This is a genomic window from Flavobacterium sp. ZE23DGlu08, from assembly GCF_030505335.1.
Classification (GTDB): Bacteria; Bacteroidota; Bacteroidia; order Flavobacteriales; family Flavobacteriaceae; genus Flavobacterium; species Flavobacterium algoritolerans.
Map to the genome: position 1 here is coordinate 720,193 of NZ_CP130045.1, position 16,174 is coordinate 736,366.

Below are 16,174 nucleotides of genomic sequence, written 5' to 3' on the forward strand. Positions count from 1 at the left end.
TTCGTTTATTAGTAATTTTGTATTCTAAATAAACTATCAGATGGATTATCATTTGTTTAAAGAAAGCCCGTTCAAAACTCTAATTTCATTCCATAAACTCATTGAAGCTTTAGAGAAAATCGCTGACACTAATGTCGATTACCGCTCAAATTATGCCAAAGCTTTATTGAAAGAAATAGAACCTTTCCCTGAATTCAGAACTGGAATCGAGAATTTGAATTTAATTCCTGAAAACGAAACTCTGATAAACTATTTATTAGCTGATCTTTTCCCCACTGCGCTGACTCAAAACGAAATTAAAGCGGTTACTATCCCTTTTCAGAACTTTACGTTCAATTACTCTGAAAGATTCAAAAAAATACTTGAAAATGCCGGAAGAACATTTGATATGACTATCAGGGATTTTGATCAAAATCAATTCTACATTATGAATTGTATTTTAATTTTGAATAGCTTTTATAATCAACATTTTGATTTCAACAGACCTTTATTTTACGATATCCCGGATGCAAATGGCATCATGAAGCATTATAGAATTCTATATAATGCTGATTTTATGGAAATAATTCCTACTGATAAATCAATACCATTATCTGCTGAAGATATTGATCTATTGATGGATAATTATGACAATATTGATTTGTGGAAAGAAAAATTCCCTTCTGAAAGCTGGATTTTAAAAGGCTTTGGTATCGTATCGCTATTTGATGCGTCCATTGAAAGTGCGATTTCAAATTTGAAAAGCAGTCTTTTAAAATCCGAAAAACATCAGACGGATAATAGCAATAATTTTGAAACTATTTTTCGTTCTATTTTTAAAATTTCAGATTTAAAAGTTGGTTTTATCATTTACAATGAAGAAGATGAAAAGTTTGTAAAGCCTCCTTATGATGATAAAAAAATAGACAGTTTTATTCTACACGACATGCAAGAAGTCGATTGCAAAAATGCGCTTTTTGGTTGCTCATTGGAAAATATTTTGGAACAAAATAAACCATTTGTAATTTCAAATGTTGAAAAATTTGCCAAGACATCAGAAAATGAAAAACTGGGAGAACATTTTTTAAAACTCAATATTAAAAGCTGTATTCTTGCTCCGGTGATCAAAAACGGCAAACTTTTGGGCATTATAGAATTAGTTTCGGGAAAACCAAGAGAACTTAACAGCATTAATGTAAACAATCTGGATTTGATTCTACCATACGTGGTAGACACATTGGAGCGCTACAAAAATGATATGCGATACCAAGTAGAAGCTATTATCCAAAGAGAATATACATCGATTCACCCAAGTGTTTATTGGAAATTTAGAAGAGAAGCGCTTAAATATTTTCAGACTAATAACCCAAATAAAGACTATATATTTAAGGAAATTGTATTCAAGGAAGTCTACCCTTTATATGGACAAATAGACATTAAAGGTTCGTCTAATCATAGAAATGAAACGGTAAAAGAAGATTTAAAAAATCAACTCGAATCGCTTATTCAAATTTTTGAAAATCAAAATTCAAATACCAATCTGGTTTTATTGGAACAACGAAAATTTGAATTACAATCATTTTACAATCAACTGGAATTCCCTTTAAAAGCGGATACCGAACAACAAATTCAACTTTACATAGAAAAAGAAATTCATCCTATTTTAAGGAATACAAAAACAAACGAGCTAGGTGAAACACTTGAGCATAATTACTTTGAAAGTTTAGATGAAAAAACAGGAATGTTTTATCATTCGAGAAAGAAATTTGATAATGCCATGTCTATTGTTAATAAAAAACTAGCTTCTATTCTTGATAAAAAACAAGTTGAAGCACAAAATATTTTTCCACATTATTATGAGCGTTTCAAAACCGATGGTGTGGAACACAATCTTTATATAGGTGCTTCAATAACGCCAAACAAAGATTTTGATAGTATGTATCTTCATAATTTGAGATTATGGCAATTGCAAACGTTGTGCGAAATGGAACTGGAACACCACCAACTAAAATCTAGTTTGCCTTATGAGCTTGATGTTACTTCGTTAATTTTAGTATTTAGTTCTGCTATTTCTATTCGATTTAGAATGGATGAAAAACGTTTTGATGTTGACGGCACCTACAATGCCCGTTACGAAGTAGTAAAAAAACGTATCGACAAAGCCAATATCAAAGGAACAAAAGATAGAATTACCGAAAAAGAAAGAATCACAATCGTCTATTCCCATAATAATGAGGAAACAGAATATTTGAATTATATCAAATTTCTACAATTTAAAAAAATATTGGAACCAACCATCGAACAATTTGAAGTCGAAGAATTACAAGGAGTTTCAGGCCTTAGAGCAATCAGGGTAAAAGTGATTAATGATACTAAAGAACAAACTCCAAAGAACTTTTCATACCAAGATTTACTGGATGAATTGAATTAAGAACCAACCATTTTAAAAGCAATTACAAAAGCAATTACCGAGATTATAATTCCTATCATGAAAAAATTATAGGCAACTCTTAATAAACGGTATTTTTTCTCGAGAACTAATCCCAGAAAATATAAATCCTTAATCATGGAGTTATAAAGGTATTCCCTGTCTTTCATCATTTCGTTCATAGCCCATTGGTATTCATCCAAAGGCATTTTATAGAAATTTCCAAAGAATAGTAAATTCACTTTTTTATTTTCAATATCTTGTCGTGTAAAAACTCCTTTCGTCACTTTTGGTCGTGTGGAAAGTATGGCAAAAATAATAGTAATAACACTGGACATCAGCATGATAAAAGTAGGAACCATCAGATGAACATTTTTTGGGCTGTCTAATTTTGGAATCAACGTAGAAAGCGCTATCGAAATAATGATTGCATTTACAGAGAGTAAAATATTAGCTTTACTGTCAGCAATTCCGCTTAAACTGGTATGATTATTCAATGTTACTCTAAATAAAGTATCAACCGCTCGTTCCGGTTTTTCTTCTTTTTCTCTTTTTTTATACTCTTTATCTGGTTCGTTATTCGTTTTCAAGTTCATTTTTTTTATTTTTTTCTGAAGACGTTTTATGTTTTTCTCTTTTAAAGGTTGCCAATTTTGAATGGCATAATCCGTATAAAACCGATGAATATTAGCTAAAAAATTGAAGTTCTCTACAGCCCAATCTTTATCAGTAAAAGATTTTCCTTCTATATTTCTCCATTCGTTTCTTAACCCTTCACAGCTAAAAATATAATCATCACTCAAAATATGGAAATAATCGGCATCTTTTATTATTTTTTCAAAAAGGGTTTTGGGAACATACTCCTTTTCGGTGGCTTTGATTAATCCTGCCACTTTCTCAATATAATCAGCAGATTTTTCATTTTTTGTTAAAAAATCAGAGGCAATTACAATACTTGAATCTTCATGATTACTGCAACCCGTTATATATCCTGTGTCATGAAACCAAGCGGCAATGAGCAACATTTCTTTATCAGAAGAACTTATATTTTCGCTGTCAGCAAGTGTTTCAACAGCTGCTACTACGTCAAGAGTGTGTTGAAAATTATGATAGGTATATGAATTAGAAAGTTTATCTTTGAGTAATTTACTAACAAAATTTTCGGCTTGTTCTATAAGATTCATAAAGAAATTTTTATACTACTAAATTATGAAATTGTTTTCGGATAATCGTTTTATAACTTCAAATAAAGCAGTTTTTATATTATTTGCTTCGGGATTCATTTTTCAATCGTGTGCAACACATCACGCACAATTTGGTAAAAAAATCAAAAATCCGGTACTACAAAACGGAACAGATAGCTCAAAAATTGCACATACTTTTTATTTAATTGGTGATGCAGGAAATGCCAATGAAGAAAAAGCACAACAAACAATTGGTTTACTGGAAGATCGATTAAAAAAAGCAAACAATAATACAACTCTTTTATTTCTTGGCGATAATATTTATCCAAAAGGATTACCCAATACGGATCATACAAATGAGCGAATTATTGCTGAAACCAAATTAAAAAATCAACTTCAATTATCTAAAGACTTTAAGGGTAAAACTATTTTTATTCCCGGAAATCACGATTGGTACAGCGGAATAAAAGGTCTGGAACGCCAAGCAAAATTTGTAACGGAATATTTAAACGATAAAAAATCATTTTTACCCAGAAAAGGCTGTGGGATTGATGATGTAGAAATCAATAAAAACCTGACTTTGATCACTATCGACAGTCAATGGTTTCTGGAAGACTGGGATAACAGCCCCACTATAAACGATGATTGCACGATAAAATCAAGAGAAGCTTTTTTTAATGAGTTAGAAGATATTCTGAATAAAAATCAGGAGAAAACAATAATTCTGGCGTTGCATCATCCATTAATGAGTAATGGAACACACGGTGGCCAGTTTTCATTGGAAAAACAACTATTCCCATTAGAGCAAAAAATTCCGCTTCCTGTGTTAGGTTCCGTTATCAACCTTGTCCGAAAAACATCGGGAATAAGCCCGCAAGACATTCAAAATAAAGACTATACTGTTTTCATAAAACGCATAAAAACACTATTGCAGAGTCAGGATAATGTTATTGTAGTTTCTGGTCACGACCATAATTTACAATACATTGAAAAAGACAATATCAAGCAAATTATAAGTGGTGCCGGATCAAAATCAGAAGCTGCAAAAGCCGTTTACCCAAATGATTTTTCTTATGGTGGAAATGGGTATGCCGCATTAAGCATTTATGAAAATGGAGCTGCAAAAGTTTCTTTTTACGGGAAGGAAAACAACAAAGAAAAACTGATTTTCGAACAATTTATAGTGGCAAAAAAAGATGATTTCAGTACCAAAAATTTTCCGACTTCATTTGCTAAAACTACCTCTGCGACCATCTATTCAGAAAAACAAACAGATAAAAATGCATTTTATAGATTCCTTTTCGGAAAGCATTATCGAAAGTATTATAGCTTACCGATAGAAGTAAAAACAACAACGATTGACACTCTTTTTGGTGGTTTAAAACCAAAACGTGCCGGTGGCGGACATCAATCCAGATCATTGCAAATTGTTGACAAAAACGGAAAAGAATATGTAATGCGCGCCTTGAAAAAAAGCGCTTCTCGTTTTCTGCAATCAGTAGCATTTAAAGACCAATTTATCGAAAATGAATTTGAAGATACGTATGCCGAGAATTTTTTACTTGATTTCTACACCACTTCACATCCTTACCTACATTTTGCTGTTGGGAATTTAGCCGAAAAAATTGGTGTAGCACATTCAAACCCTGTTTTGTATTATATTCCTAAACATAAAGCTCTAAAAGATTTCAATGCAAATTTTGGTGATGAATTGTATATGGTGGAAGAGCGTCCTACTGACAGTCAAATAGACGTAAAAAGCTTTGGGAATTCTACAGCAATAATCAGTACAGAAGATGTATTGAAGAACCTTCATAAAGATGAAAAATATGTCATTGATGAAGAGGAATATATCAAAGCACGATTATTTGATATGCTCATTGGAGATTGGGACAGACATGAAGATCAATGGCGTTGGGGAGAATATAAAGTGGGCAAAAAAATAATTTATAAACCCATTCCTAGAGATCGTGATCAGGCATTTACAAAATATGATGGAGCATTGCTTACTCTTTTGATGAATATGCCGTCATTGCGCCACATGCAAACCTTTAATGAGAAAATTAAAAATGTAAAATGGCTGAATCGTGAACCTTATCCATTGGATCTTGCTTTTCTAAAAACTACCAATGAAAACGATTGGTTACAACAAGCCAAATACATTCAGGAAAACCTTTCGGATAGTGCTATAGAAAATGCCTTTGATAATCTGCCAAAAGAAGTTCAGGACGAAACTATAGCAGACATAAAACGTAAATTAAAAATACGAAAAACAGAATTACAGCGCTATGCATCTGACTATTATAGAGTGCTGCAAAAAACAGTTTTAATTGTTGGTACCGATAAAAAAGACAAATTTATAATTCGTCAGACAGCAAAAAATAAAATTGATATTGAAGTGTATCGTTTAAAAAATGAAGGAGATGAATTACTGTACACAAAAGATTTTGTTGCTGCAAACACAAAAAATATTTGGATTTATGGATTGGATGATGATGATATTTTTGAAGTAAAAGGAAACGCGAAATCAGATATAAACATTCGATTAATTGGAGGACAAAACGAAGATTCCTATACTGTAGAAAATGGAAAAAAGGTAAAAATTCATGATTTTAAATCAAAAACGAATACCTACGTTTTAGATTCAAAAACCAGAGTTCTTTTGTCAGATGATTATGAAGCCAGTCTTTATGATTATGAAAAGCCCAAATACAATGCTTTTTCAGGATTACCAAATATTGGTTTTAATCCTGATGATGGTGTCAAAATAGGTTTTATTACCAACTACAACATCAATAAATTCAATCAAAATCCGTACACGCAAAAACACATTTTGAAAGCAAATTACTTTTTTGCCACAGACGGATATGAACTGGTTTACAATGCCCATTTCCCGAAGTCTATTGGCAAATGGGATTTAGATTTGGAAAGCCAATTCACGAGTCCGAATTTCACAATTAATTATTTTGGCACTGGAAATGAAACCGTAAACAATGATGAAACTTTCGGAATGGATTACAACCGCGTGCGCATCCGAATGCTGAAAGTTCTGCCATCAATCAAAAAAGTGGGTAAATATGGAAGTACAATCCATTTCCAAACTTCCTTTGAGCAAATCAGTGTGGAGGAAACCAATAATCGATTTATAAACATTCCCGGAATCGTAAATTCTGCTATTTTTGACAGTCAACAATTTGCAGGAGCAACACTTAAATACAGTTTCGAAAATTATGACATCCCTTCATTTCCTTCTATGGGAATGGGATTTTCTATAGCTGGAACATGGAAAATGAATTTGAATGATACAAAAAGAAATTTTCCTTCATTAGAAAGTAAACTGAATTTCAACCATAAAATTGATGCCAATGGCAAAGTAGTTTTGGCGACTATTTTGAAAGGGAAAATGTTGCTAAATAATAATTTCGAATTTTATCAAGCTGCGGTTTTGGGAGGTGATTATGACTTAAGAGGTTTTAGAAACGAACGCTTTTTAGGCAATCAATCCTTCTATCAAAGCAGTGATATCCGATGGAATTTAGGAAAAATCAGAAGAAGCGTTTTGCCTATGACTTATGGAATTCTGGGTGGTTTTGATTATGGAAGAGTTTGGCAAAAAGGCGAGGATTCAGATAAATGGCATCAATCTTTTGGAGGTGGATTATGGCTCAACGGTCTGAATGTAGTTACAGCCCGAATCACCTATTTTAAAACTGCCAATGAGGAAGCCCGAATTGCTTTTGGTTTAGGATTTGGGTTTTAGTTTTTTGATACTTACCTCATAAACATTCCCTCCTATGCTTTTAGATCTTTCATCGGCAATAAAAAGTCTGTCATTATCAATAAAAGAAGCTGCTTCTTTTTGGGAAAAATGATCTAATTCTAGGATAGTTTTTGTTCCTTTCAGAAAATTATCACCTTCGAAACTTTCGAATAAAAAAACTTTATCATGAGTCAAAACAGCAACTTTGGACTCATCAGGACTTATCGTTGCAGCCGTAATTGCACAATGATTGTAGTTGTCACAAGTTTTGAATTCCCCCATTAAAACCGCCTGATGAAAACCTGCCGTATTGGGGATTTTGTATAAAAAAGCGGTTCCGTCAAAACCTTTGCTTCGATTTTTAGTGAAGAGATAGAAATTATTTTTAAACTCAAAAAAACCTTCTACATCATAGAACATTTCTGTTTTTTTAGGAGGAAAATCTTTTTGTTCCGGATACGCAAATGAAACTTTGTAAGCCGGAATTGCACTTTCAGTAGCTAAAGAATTTTTATCGATTTTATAAATACTCAAATCCTTTCTTTCATTGTCATTGTTTCCAAAATCTCCAATATATAGATTTCCACCTTTGTCTTTTGTAATATCTTCCCAATCGATATTCTCTGTGTTTTCGATGGTTATCGTCTTTTCAATTTTGCCGTTTTTAAAATTCAGTCCATAAATTTCATTCGCATTGCCGCTGTCTTCCAGTGACCAAAGCAAATTACTTGATGTCGAATAAGTAATTCCCGAAACTTCTTTTAGCTTTTTAGGCAGCGAATAAACTGTTGTCAAAGCACCTGAATCTTGTTGACAAGACAAAAAAGTAAAAACAGATAAGATGAAAATATAGTTTCTCATAGTTGAATTAATGTAAATTATAAATTTATAAAAAGACTAAAATTCCGTTTTAAATAAATTTGTGTTTTTAAAGTTTCTCGTAATAAATTCAAAAGCAGCACTCATGATATTACCCATAGATTTTGCTTTTTTAAAATTCAAATCATTCGTGTAACGGTACAATTCTAACTGCAATTGCTTCAAATGTTCCTCTGGAGCAATAACATCATTTCCCATAATTTGCAATAATCTTTTGATACGATTCTCGGCAGAATGAATTCTTTTGGCAAGAACCGCTCTTTCTTCGTCTTTGTATTGCTCGATTGAACTGTTTTGAAGTTTGTCTTTAACTAATTTCACCATTGGATAATTTTCTTTGAAAAATTGAGGTCGGTAGACTTTAAAATTCCCTTCGTAACATTGCTGGTCAAAATCGATGGCACGTATTTTATAAACAACGTGGTCAAAATCATGTGTAGGAACAATTACATAATTATAGGAACGCATATCTCCCAATAATCGTATCATGCAACGCTCGTTGAATTTTACAAACTCTTTTGCAATTTGCGATTTTTCAGTTTCGGTACAATCTGCCAAAAGTGTTTTTATAAAAACATCACCAGGAATTCCCATGATATGTTCCTCTATCAAAGTGTCATTGTACACTAAAAAATTTATTTTATCCGGAGATAAAATATGTTCTAATTCAAGTCCGTAAATACGGGAAGCATCTGCTTTCTTGATATAAAAATGAGTGTAATTGTCATTCAGAATATTTCTGACTTTTATTCGAAAAGGTTTCGAATTTCCAAAAGTGCAGTAGTCAATGGAATCCACATTCAAAAATTTAAGAATCCCCAGATTACCATCAGAATGTAACAGCGAATAGATTTTTTTTAGATTCAAATCAATTTCTTGTCTTTCAAATTCATTATAGTACACTCGAATCCATAAAGTATCCTCCTCGTTTTTATCATAAACGTTCACAGATCCTGAAAAACGCAATAAATCATCGTAAAAAATAGAAACTTTTGACAAACGGTCAAAACGCTCCAAGTATTCCAAAAGTGATTTATTTATGGGATACGATGGTTTTTTAAAAAGCATTACTGGCTCACTACTCATTTGAAAAATAATTTATTACAAAATTACAATAAATTAAGCCGTTGAAGGGTATTCCTTTTTAAATATATGTTTTCAAACTACTTAGTAATCAGAAATGAAAAAGGATTTAGAATACCATTTTGGTTTCCTATTTTAAATCTAAAATATTTTTATCCGATAAGAACTAAAAAAGAGTGAAAATTCAAAAATAAATCGCAACTACTTAATTATTAGATAAAAACTGACTTTTTATATTTTTACTGAAATTTAGCATAAAAACCTAAAGCACTAAAAACAAACACATTACTCTTATTTAATAAAAATAAAATTACAAGGAAGCAGTTTTTTATGTTAAAAATAGCTAGCTCCAAGATTTAAATTTTATATTTGGTTGTCCCCAAGACTATTAAAATATTTAAACCCTACTAATGATAGATAAGCTTGAACTCTATTTCAAGGCTGCACAATCAGCTAAAATTGGAATATGGAAAATGAACCTGCAAACAAATTCCGTATTTTGGGATGCTGTTACGAAATGTATACTTGAAGTTCCTGAAGATTTTGAACCTGTAAATGGAAACGGCATAAGTTTTTATACAGAAGGCGAAAATAGAGATCGAATTAAAGTACTTATCGAAAGAGCAATCAATGAAGGAATTTCATTTGATGATAAATTTCAGATTACCACAGCTAAAAACAACATCAAGTATATTGAATGTATTTGTCAAGTAGAAATTATTGACGGAAAACCCATGAATTTATTGGGTACATTTCAAGACATCACAAATGAGCAGAATCTAATCAATGAACTACAATTAAATGTAGAAAAATTTTCTTCGATTTTTTCCAGTGCCAATGATGCAATTTTTATTATTGACACGTCAAATGGGGTAATCACTGACTGTAATCCCCGATCATCTGAACTTACTGGATACAATAATTCTGAATTGAAGGGTTTACATAATTCAAAATTATTTCCGGTTGAGTTAAGGACAGAGCTTCGGTTATTCTTGAAATATAATCTAACCCGAAATGAATATACCGTCAATGAAACGTATATCAAAACAAAATTAGGAGAAACAATTCCTGTTGAAATAGCTTCCGGAAAAATATTTCAAGTCGACAACATAATGTATTTAGTTTGTTTCATTAGAGACATTAGCGAAAGAAAGAACGTTGAAGCTAAATTGAGTTTGCTATCGCTTGCTGCTTCAGAAACTACAGATACCATTGTAATTGCAAATGAAAAAGGAGAAGCAGTTTGGGCAAATCAAGCCTATTTAGATCTTACCGGTTTGAATATGGAGGAAATAATAGGCAAAAAACCAGGTTATTTATCCAAAGGTCCTGAAACTGATTTAAGTGCTTCATCATTAATGAGAAAAGCAATTAAAAACAAAGAAAGCATCAAAATCACAATACTAAATTATAATAAAAATAAAGAGAAGTATTGGTTTGAATTAAATATAACTACCGTATTTGACAGTAATAACAATTTCGTTAATTTTGTTGGTGTTGGTCGAAACGTAACCCAACGAATTGAAAAAGAGTTTGAACTTAAACGATTATTGGACGTAACCAGTAGTCAAAACAATAAATTATATAATTTTACCCATATTGTTTCCCACAACATACGCTCCCACACGAGTAATTTATCAATGGTAGTGGATGTAATTGAAAATACTGATGATATTGATGAGAAGCTTTCCTATTTTGATTTATTTAAAGAAGGAACTGAAAAATTATCAGAATCAATTGAATATTTGAATGAAATTATTACCATTCAACAAAAAACAAATATTGAAAAGACTAAGATTCAGTTAAAAAGTGAAATTGAAAAAACAAGAATGGCTTTGAGTTTAGCCATAAAGGATAGTCAAATAACGATTACGCATACAATTCCAGAAAATCTGATTGTTAATGCAATCCCAGCTTACTTAGATAGTATTTTGCTAAATTTATTTACAAATGCCATTAAATATAAATCTCCCGAACGGAAGGCTACTTTAGAAATTGGTTACAAAATCATAGATGACTATACCGTTATCAACTTTAGAGACAATGGCTTAGGTTTGGATTTGAAAAAGAATAAGCATAAACTTTTTGGAATGTATAAAACCTTTCACGGCAACGAAGATGCAAAAGGAATTGGATTATTTATAACCAAAAACCAACTCGAAGCTATGGATGGAAAAATTGAAGTTGAAAGCGAAGTAGGTCATGGTTCTAATTTTAAAATTTATTTAAATGAAAAATAAATTAACATACATTATCGATGATGACAAACTAACCGTGAAATTGATGAGTATTCTCATCTCTAAAAGTAAGTTTTGCGAAGAAATCCATTCCTTTAATAATGCTCAATTTGCCATTGATAAATTAAAAGAAAACTGGGATGATAGTGAAATTCTACCTGATGCTATTTTACTTGATTTAAATATGCCGGTGATGGATGGATGGCAGTTTTTGGATGAATTTATTCATTTACCTATAAAAAAAGAAATTTCAATTTTTATCATGACCTCGTCAATCGACCCTGCTGATATAGAAATGGCAAAAAAATATGATGTGATAAAAGATTATATCATGAAACCTATCACTGCAAACAAATTAGATATGCTGTGCAAACTAATTTCTAAAATAAACTAATTTAAGTTTAGCGGTAACAATTTCCTATCTTGTTCGTCCTATTATTAAATCAAAAAGATGAACCCATTGGAAACTATACTTTCTATCAAAAATCTCAACAAACGTTATGGCTCACTTCAAGCCTTAAAAAACGTTTCTTTCGACATACATAAAGGCAATGTATACGGAATTCTAGGTCCTAACGGAAGCGGAAAATCAACAACTTTAGGCATAGTTTTAAACGTAGTTAACAAAACCTCCGGAGAATACAGCTGGTTTAGTGGTTCAATGGAAACACATGAAGCTCTAAAAAAAGTAGGTGCCATTATAGAAAGACCAAATTTCTATCCTTATATGACTGCTAAGGAAAACTTAGAACTGGTTTGTAAAATTAAAGGAATCAACTATGCAAAAGTCAATGAAAAACTTGAATTAGTAGGTTTAGTTGATAGACAAAACAGTAAATTCAGTACTTTTTCTTTGGGAATGAAACAGCGGTTAGCCATCGCTTCTGCCCTACTGAATGATCCTGAGATTTTAATTCTTGATGAACCCACAAACGGTTTAGACCCTCAAGGGATTCATCAAATAAGAGATATCATAAAACAAATTGCCTCAAAAGGAACTACTATTTTACTCGCCTCTCATTTATTGGACGAAGTAGAAAAAGTATGTACCCATGTTTTGGTTTTAAGAAAAGGCGAAATTCTATACACTGGTTTAGTGGATGGTATGTCAGCAAATGAAGGCTTTTTTGAGTTACAAGCAGATGATACTGAAAATTTAATCCTAGCGGTTACAACTCATCCTGCAGTTAAAAATGTAGTAAATGAGGAAGGGAAAGTTTTAGTTTATTTAAAAAATGATTTGGAAGCTAAGGAATTGAATCGATTTCTTTTTGAAAAAAATATCGTACTAAATCATTTGGTAAAACGTAAAAACAGCTTAGAGGAACAATTTTTAGAACTGACTAAAAATCAATAACAATTTCAATTAGAATTTCAATACAAATAAATTCTAAAAATCCAATAGTCTAACAATCTAATAATCTAAAATGAAAAGATTACTCTCAATAGAATTACAAAAAATTTGGAAAAACAAAGCCAGTCGTGTTTTAACATTGGCTTATTTTATTCTCTTAACTTTCATAGCTTTAATAGCTTCCATAAAATTTGATCTTGGTATTTTTAAATTTCACCTTGCTGAAATGGGAATCTTTAATTTCCCTTTTATATGGCATTTCAATACCTATATCGCGGCCATATTAAAATTGTTTTTAGCGATAGTAATTGTCTCCATGATGGCAAATGAGTATAGTTATGGAACACTAAAACAAAACTTAATTGATGGAATGAGTAAAAAAGAATTTATTCAATCTAAGTTTCTAACGGTCGTTTTGTTTGCTACAGTATCCACTATTTTTGTTTTTATAATGTCACTCATTTTAGGGCTTAGCTATTCCTCCTACACTGAATTTAGTATCGTTTTCTCTGATTTAGAATACCTTTTAGCTTATTTTGTGAAACTGGTTGGTTTTTTCTCATTCTGTTTATTTTTAGGAATATTAGTAAAACGTTCTGCTTTTGCACTTGGATTTCTTTTGGTTTGGAATATCATCGAAGGAATTATCAATGGAGTTTTGACTTTTAAAGTATTCCCAAATAGTACTACGGCGGCATCCATTACTCAGTTTTTGCCTTTGCAATCCATGTCGAATTTAATAGTAGAACCTTTTAGCAGATTATCAGTCGTAAAAAATCTGGGGACACAAATTGGTTTGGATAATATTAAAGAATACGATGTGAGTATATCGTCTATTATTATTGTATTATTTTGGACTGCGATTTTTATTTTCCTTTCCCATCGATTATTAAAAAATAGAGATTTGTAGTATCTTTACACATGATGAAATGTGTAAAAATAATATTATTTTATATTTTTATTAGTTGCGCTGTATGTGATGCAACCGCACAATCTATTTCAGTAAATGACTCTTTTACAGCGCAACAACTTGTTGAAAATATTTTAGTTAATAGTTCTTGCGCCAATGTTTCTAATATTAATGTAAAAGGAGATACATTTTCCGGCAGTCAAAACAGCTACGGGTATTTTAATTCCGGAGCAAGTAGTTTTCCTTTTACACAAGGAGTCCTTTTGAGTACTTGGAGCAGCAAGAATTCTGAAGGGCCTTATGTTTCCACTCGAGGAGGAGGAAATAAATCGTGGTTAGGTGATTCGGATTTAGAGCAAGCATTAGGAATAACAAATACAATAAATGCCACAATTTTAGAATTTGATTTCGTTCCATTAACTAATTTTATAAGTTTTAATTACATCTTTGCATCTAATGAGTATCAATCTTATTTTCCTTGTGAATTTTCTGATGGATTTGCCTTTTTAATCAAAGAAATTGGCACAAGCACTTATCAAAATTTAGCCGTGCTACCCAATACTACAACTCCTGTTTCATCCGTAAATGTTCACCCCTTAATAAATCCAATTACTGATACTCAAGGAAACGTTAGACCTGGTTGTCCATCAATAAACGAAACTTACTTTAACGGATTTAACAATCTCTCCAGTCCTATAAATTACAGTGGGCAAACTAAGGTATTAACAGCGCAAACAAATGTTGTAGCAGGAAAAACATACCATATAAAACTAGTAATTGCTGATGATGAAAATGAAGATTATGACTCGGCAGTTTTTCTTGAAGCAGGTAGTTTTTTACCAAAAATTGATTTGGGACCAGACCGATTATTAGCGACAAGCAATCCTATTTGTTTTGGCGAAAGCTATATTATAAACCCTAATTTACCGTCTGGCTATACTTATAAATGGTTTAAAGATAATGTTGAATTAACAGATACTTCTCCTACTTACACCGTTACAAGTCCCGGTATTTATAGAGTTGAAGTACTATTGACACCCAGCTGTATTGCTACCGAAGAAATAAAAATTGAATTTACTCCAGAAATTGATTTGAATGACACCTCGCTTTCGCAATGTGACATCGATAATGACGGAATATCTATTTTTAACTTAACTAAAGTCGATGCCATTGTAAAAAATAATAATAGCAATTTAAGTCCTGTTGTTTACTATGAGACTTTGGTTGATGCTCAAGGACAAATTAATCCAATTGCAAATCCCACAACATATAGCAACAAATTCGTTAACCAGTCTGTATTTGCAAGAGTGAGCAATTCATTTAACTGCGCAAATTATGCCGAAGTAAGGCTGATTATTTCAAATAACGCTATTGCAGTTCAAAATCCAATTTCAACTTGTGACACCGATGGTACAAATGATGGTTTATCACAATTTGATTTAAACACTCAAGTAACACCACAAGTAGTTGCGGGTTTACCAGCTGGCTTAATCGTAGAATATTATTTAAACCCAACAGATGCCATAGCCCAACAAAATCAGTTATCAAATATTTTTAAAAACACTGTGGCAACCCAACAAATTATTCATGCCCGAATCGTAAATGGTCCTGACTGTTATGCAATTACTCCTATTACACTTGTAGTAAACACCTTTGACCCTCCAAATTTTCAAGATGAAACTTTTGTTTTGTGCGAGACAAGCTCGATTAACTTAACCGTAAATTCAGGATATTCAAGCTATTTATGGAGTACTGGAGCGAGTTCAAACACCATAACAGTTAATACTCCAGGAGATTATTCAGTAACCGTTACGAGTTTTGATGGTTGCCAAAAAACAAAAAAATACCTTGTAGCTGTTTCTGGAATTGCTACAATTACCGGAGTAACAGTGAATGATTTTGAAAGAAATGAAAATTCAATATCAATTGAATATACTGGAATTGGAGATTATGAATTTTCTATAGATGGATCTTATTTTCAGGATAGTCCAATGTTTAACGGAGTTGCACCCGGAGAATATTTAGTTTATGCCAGAGATAAAAATGGCTGTGGTTTATCAATTCCGTTTGTGGTATATGTTTTAGATTATCCTCGTTATTTTACGCCTAACAATGATGGTTATAATGATATTTGGCAAATTAAAAATCTGGATAATTTACCCCAATCAACTTTATTTATTTTTGACCGTTACGGGAAATTATTAAAACAATTAGTCTCTTCAGATATGGGATGGAATGGTACTTTTAATGGATTTGCATTACCAACAGATGATTATTGGTTTCATTTGAATTTAGAAAACGGCAGAATAATAAAAGGTCATTTTTCATTAAAAAGATAATCTAAATTTTGCTATTTTTAG

General features: G+C 31.7%; 10 protein-coding genes. 7 read left to right on the plus strand and 3 right to left on the minus strand.

Features of this window, described 5'->3' with window-relative positions; translation table 11 throughout:
• Positions 1-40 precede the first annotated feature (40 nt).
• Positions 41-2,410 (plus strand): GAF domain-containing protein, encoded by a 2,370-nt coding sequence (locus Q1W72_RS03210; RefSeq protein WP_302137372.1) that lies wholly within the window; start codon positions 41-43, stop codon positions 2,408-2,410.
• Here Q1W72_RS03210 and Q1W72_RS03215 read toward each other — a convergent pair.
• The gene (locus Q1W72_RS03215) at positions 2,407-3,591 is read right to left on the minus strand and encodes a Pycsar system effector family protein (RefSeq protein ID WP_302137374.1); all 1,185 of its coding nucleotides are present in this window, start codon (positions 3,589-3,591) and stop codon (positions 2,407-2,409) included. The genes Q1W72_RS03210 and Q1W72_RS03215 overlap by 4 nt on opposite strands.
• Before the next feature lie 25 nt (positions 3,592-3,616).
• On the opposite strand from Q1W72_RS03215, the gene Q1W72_RS03220 reads away from it, so the two are divergent.
• Positions 3,617-7,351, plus strand: a complete 3,735-nt coding sequence (locus Q1W72_RS03220; RefSeq protein ID WP_302137376.1) for a metallophosphoesterase — start codon at positions 3,617-3,619, stop codon at positions 7,349-7,351.
• On the opposite strand, the gene Q1W72_RS03225 is transcribed toward Q1W72_RS03220, so the two are convergent.
• Together Q1W72_RS03225 and Q1W72_RS03230 are read right to left on the minus strand one after the other, a co-directional pair.
• The gene (locus Q1W72_RS03225) at positions 7,334-8,212 is read right to left on the minus strand and encodes a hypothetical protein (RefSeq protein WP_099715907.1); all 879 of its coding nucleotides are present in this window, start codon (positions 8,210-8,212) and stop codon (positions 7,334-7,336) included. The two genes, Q1W72_RS03220 and Q1W72_RS03225, sit on opposite strands and share 18 nt — an antisense overlap.
• A 36-nt stretch (positions 8,213-8,248) precedes the next feature.
• Positions 8,249-9,316, minus strand: coding sequence for a hypothetical protein (locus Q1W72_RS03230; RefSeq protein ID WP_099715908.1), 1,068 nt, complete (start codon positions 9,314-9,316; stop codon positions 8,249-8,251).
• A gap of 407 nt (positions 9,317-9,723) precedes the next feature.
• Here Q1W72_RS03230 and Q1W72_RS03235 point away from each other — a divergent pair, with 407 nt between their 5' ends.
• From Q1W72_RS03235 to Q1W72_RS03255, 5 genes are all read left to right on the plus strand, one after another.
• A complete protein-coding gene (locus Q1W72_RS03235; protein ID WP_302137377.1) occupies positions 9,724-11,553 on the plus strand; it encodes a PAS domain S-box protein in 1,830 nt (609 codons plus the stop codon).
• Entirely contained in the window at positions 11,543-11,944 is a 402-nt protein-coding gene (locus Q1W72_RS03240; protein WP_099715910.1) for a response regulator, read from the plus strand. The genes Q1W72_RS03235 and Q1W72_RS03240 overlap by 11 nt, the downstream gene beginning before the upstream one ends.
• 66 nt (positions 11,945-12,010) lie before the next feature.
• Positions 12,011-12,907, plus strand: a complete 897-nt coding sequence (locus tag Q1W72_RS03245) for an ABC transporter ATP-binding protein (protein WP_302137914.1) — start codon at positions 12,011-12,013, stop codon at positions 12,905-12,907.
• A gap of 70 nt (positions 12,908-12,977) precedes the next feature.
• Positions 12,978-13,814 (plus strand): ABC transporter permease, encoded by an 837-nt coding sequence (locus Q1W72_RS03250; RefSeq protein ID WP_099715911.1) that lies wholly within the window; start codon positions 12,978-12,980, stop codon positions 13,812-13,814.
• 11 nt (positions 13,815-13,825) lie between these two features.
• Complete coding sequence (locus Q1W72_RS03255; RefSeq protein WP_302137378.1) at positions 13,826-16,153, plus strand: T9SS type B sorting domain-containing protein; 2,328 nt, start codon at positions 13,826-13,828, stop codon at positions 16,151-16,153.
• Positions 16,154-16,174: the final 21 nt, after the last annotated feature.

Coding starts and splice junctions, on each gene's coding strand:
- Q1W72_RS03210 (WP_302137372.1), top strand. CDS start 41: ATGGATTATCATTTGTTTAAAGAAAGCCCGTTCAAAACTCTAATTTCA.
- Q1W72_RS03215 (WP_302137374.1), bottom strand. CDS start 3,591: ATGAATCTTATAGAACAAGCCGAAAATTTTGTTAGTAAATTACTCAAA.
- Q1W72_RS03220 (WP_302137376.1), top strand. CDS start 3,617: ATGAAATTGTTTTCGGATAATCGTTTTATAACTTCAAATAAAGCAGTT.
- Q1W72_RS03225 (WP_099715907.1), bottom strand. CDS start 8,212: ATGAGAAACTATATTTTCATCTTATCTGTTTTTACTTTTTTGTCTTGT.
- Q1W72_RS03230 (WP_099715908.1), bottom strand. CDS start 9,316: ATGAGTAGTGAGCCAGTAATGCTTTTTAAAAAACCATCGTATCCCATA.
- Q1W72_RS03235 (WP_302137377.1), top strand. CDS start 9,724: ATGATAGATAAGCTTGAACTCTATTTCAAGGCTGCACAATCAGCTAAA.
- Q1W72_RS03240 (WP_099715910.1), top strand. CDS start 11,543: ATGAAAAATAAATTAACATACATTATCGATGATGACAAACTAACCGTG.
- Q1W72_RS03250 (WP_099715911.1), top strand. CDS start 12,978: ATGAAAAGATTACTCTCAATAGAATTACAAAAAATTTGGAAAAACAAA.
- Q1W72_RS03255 (WP_302137378.1), top strand. CDS start 13,826: ATGATGAAATGTGTAAAAATAATATTATTTTATATTTTTATTAGTTGC.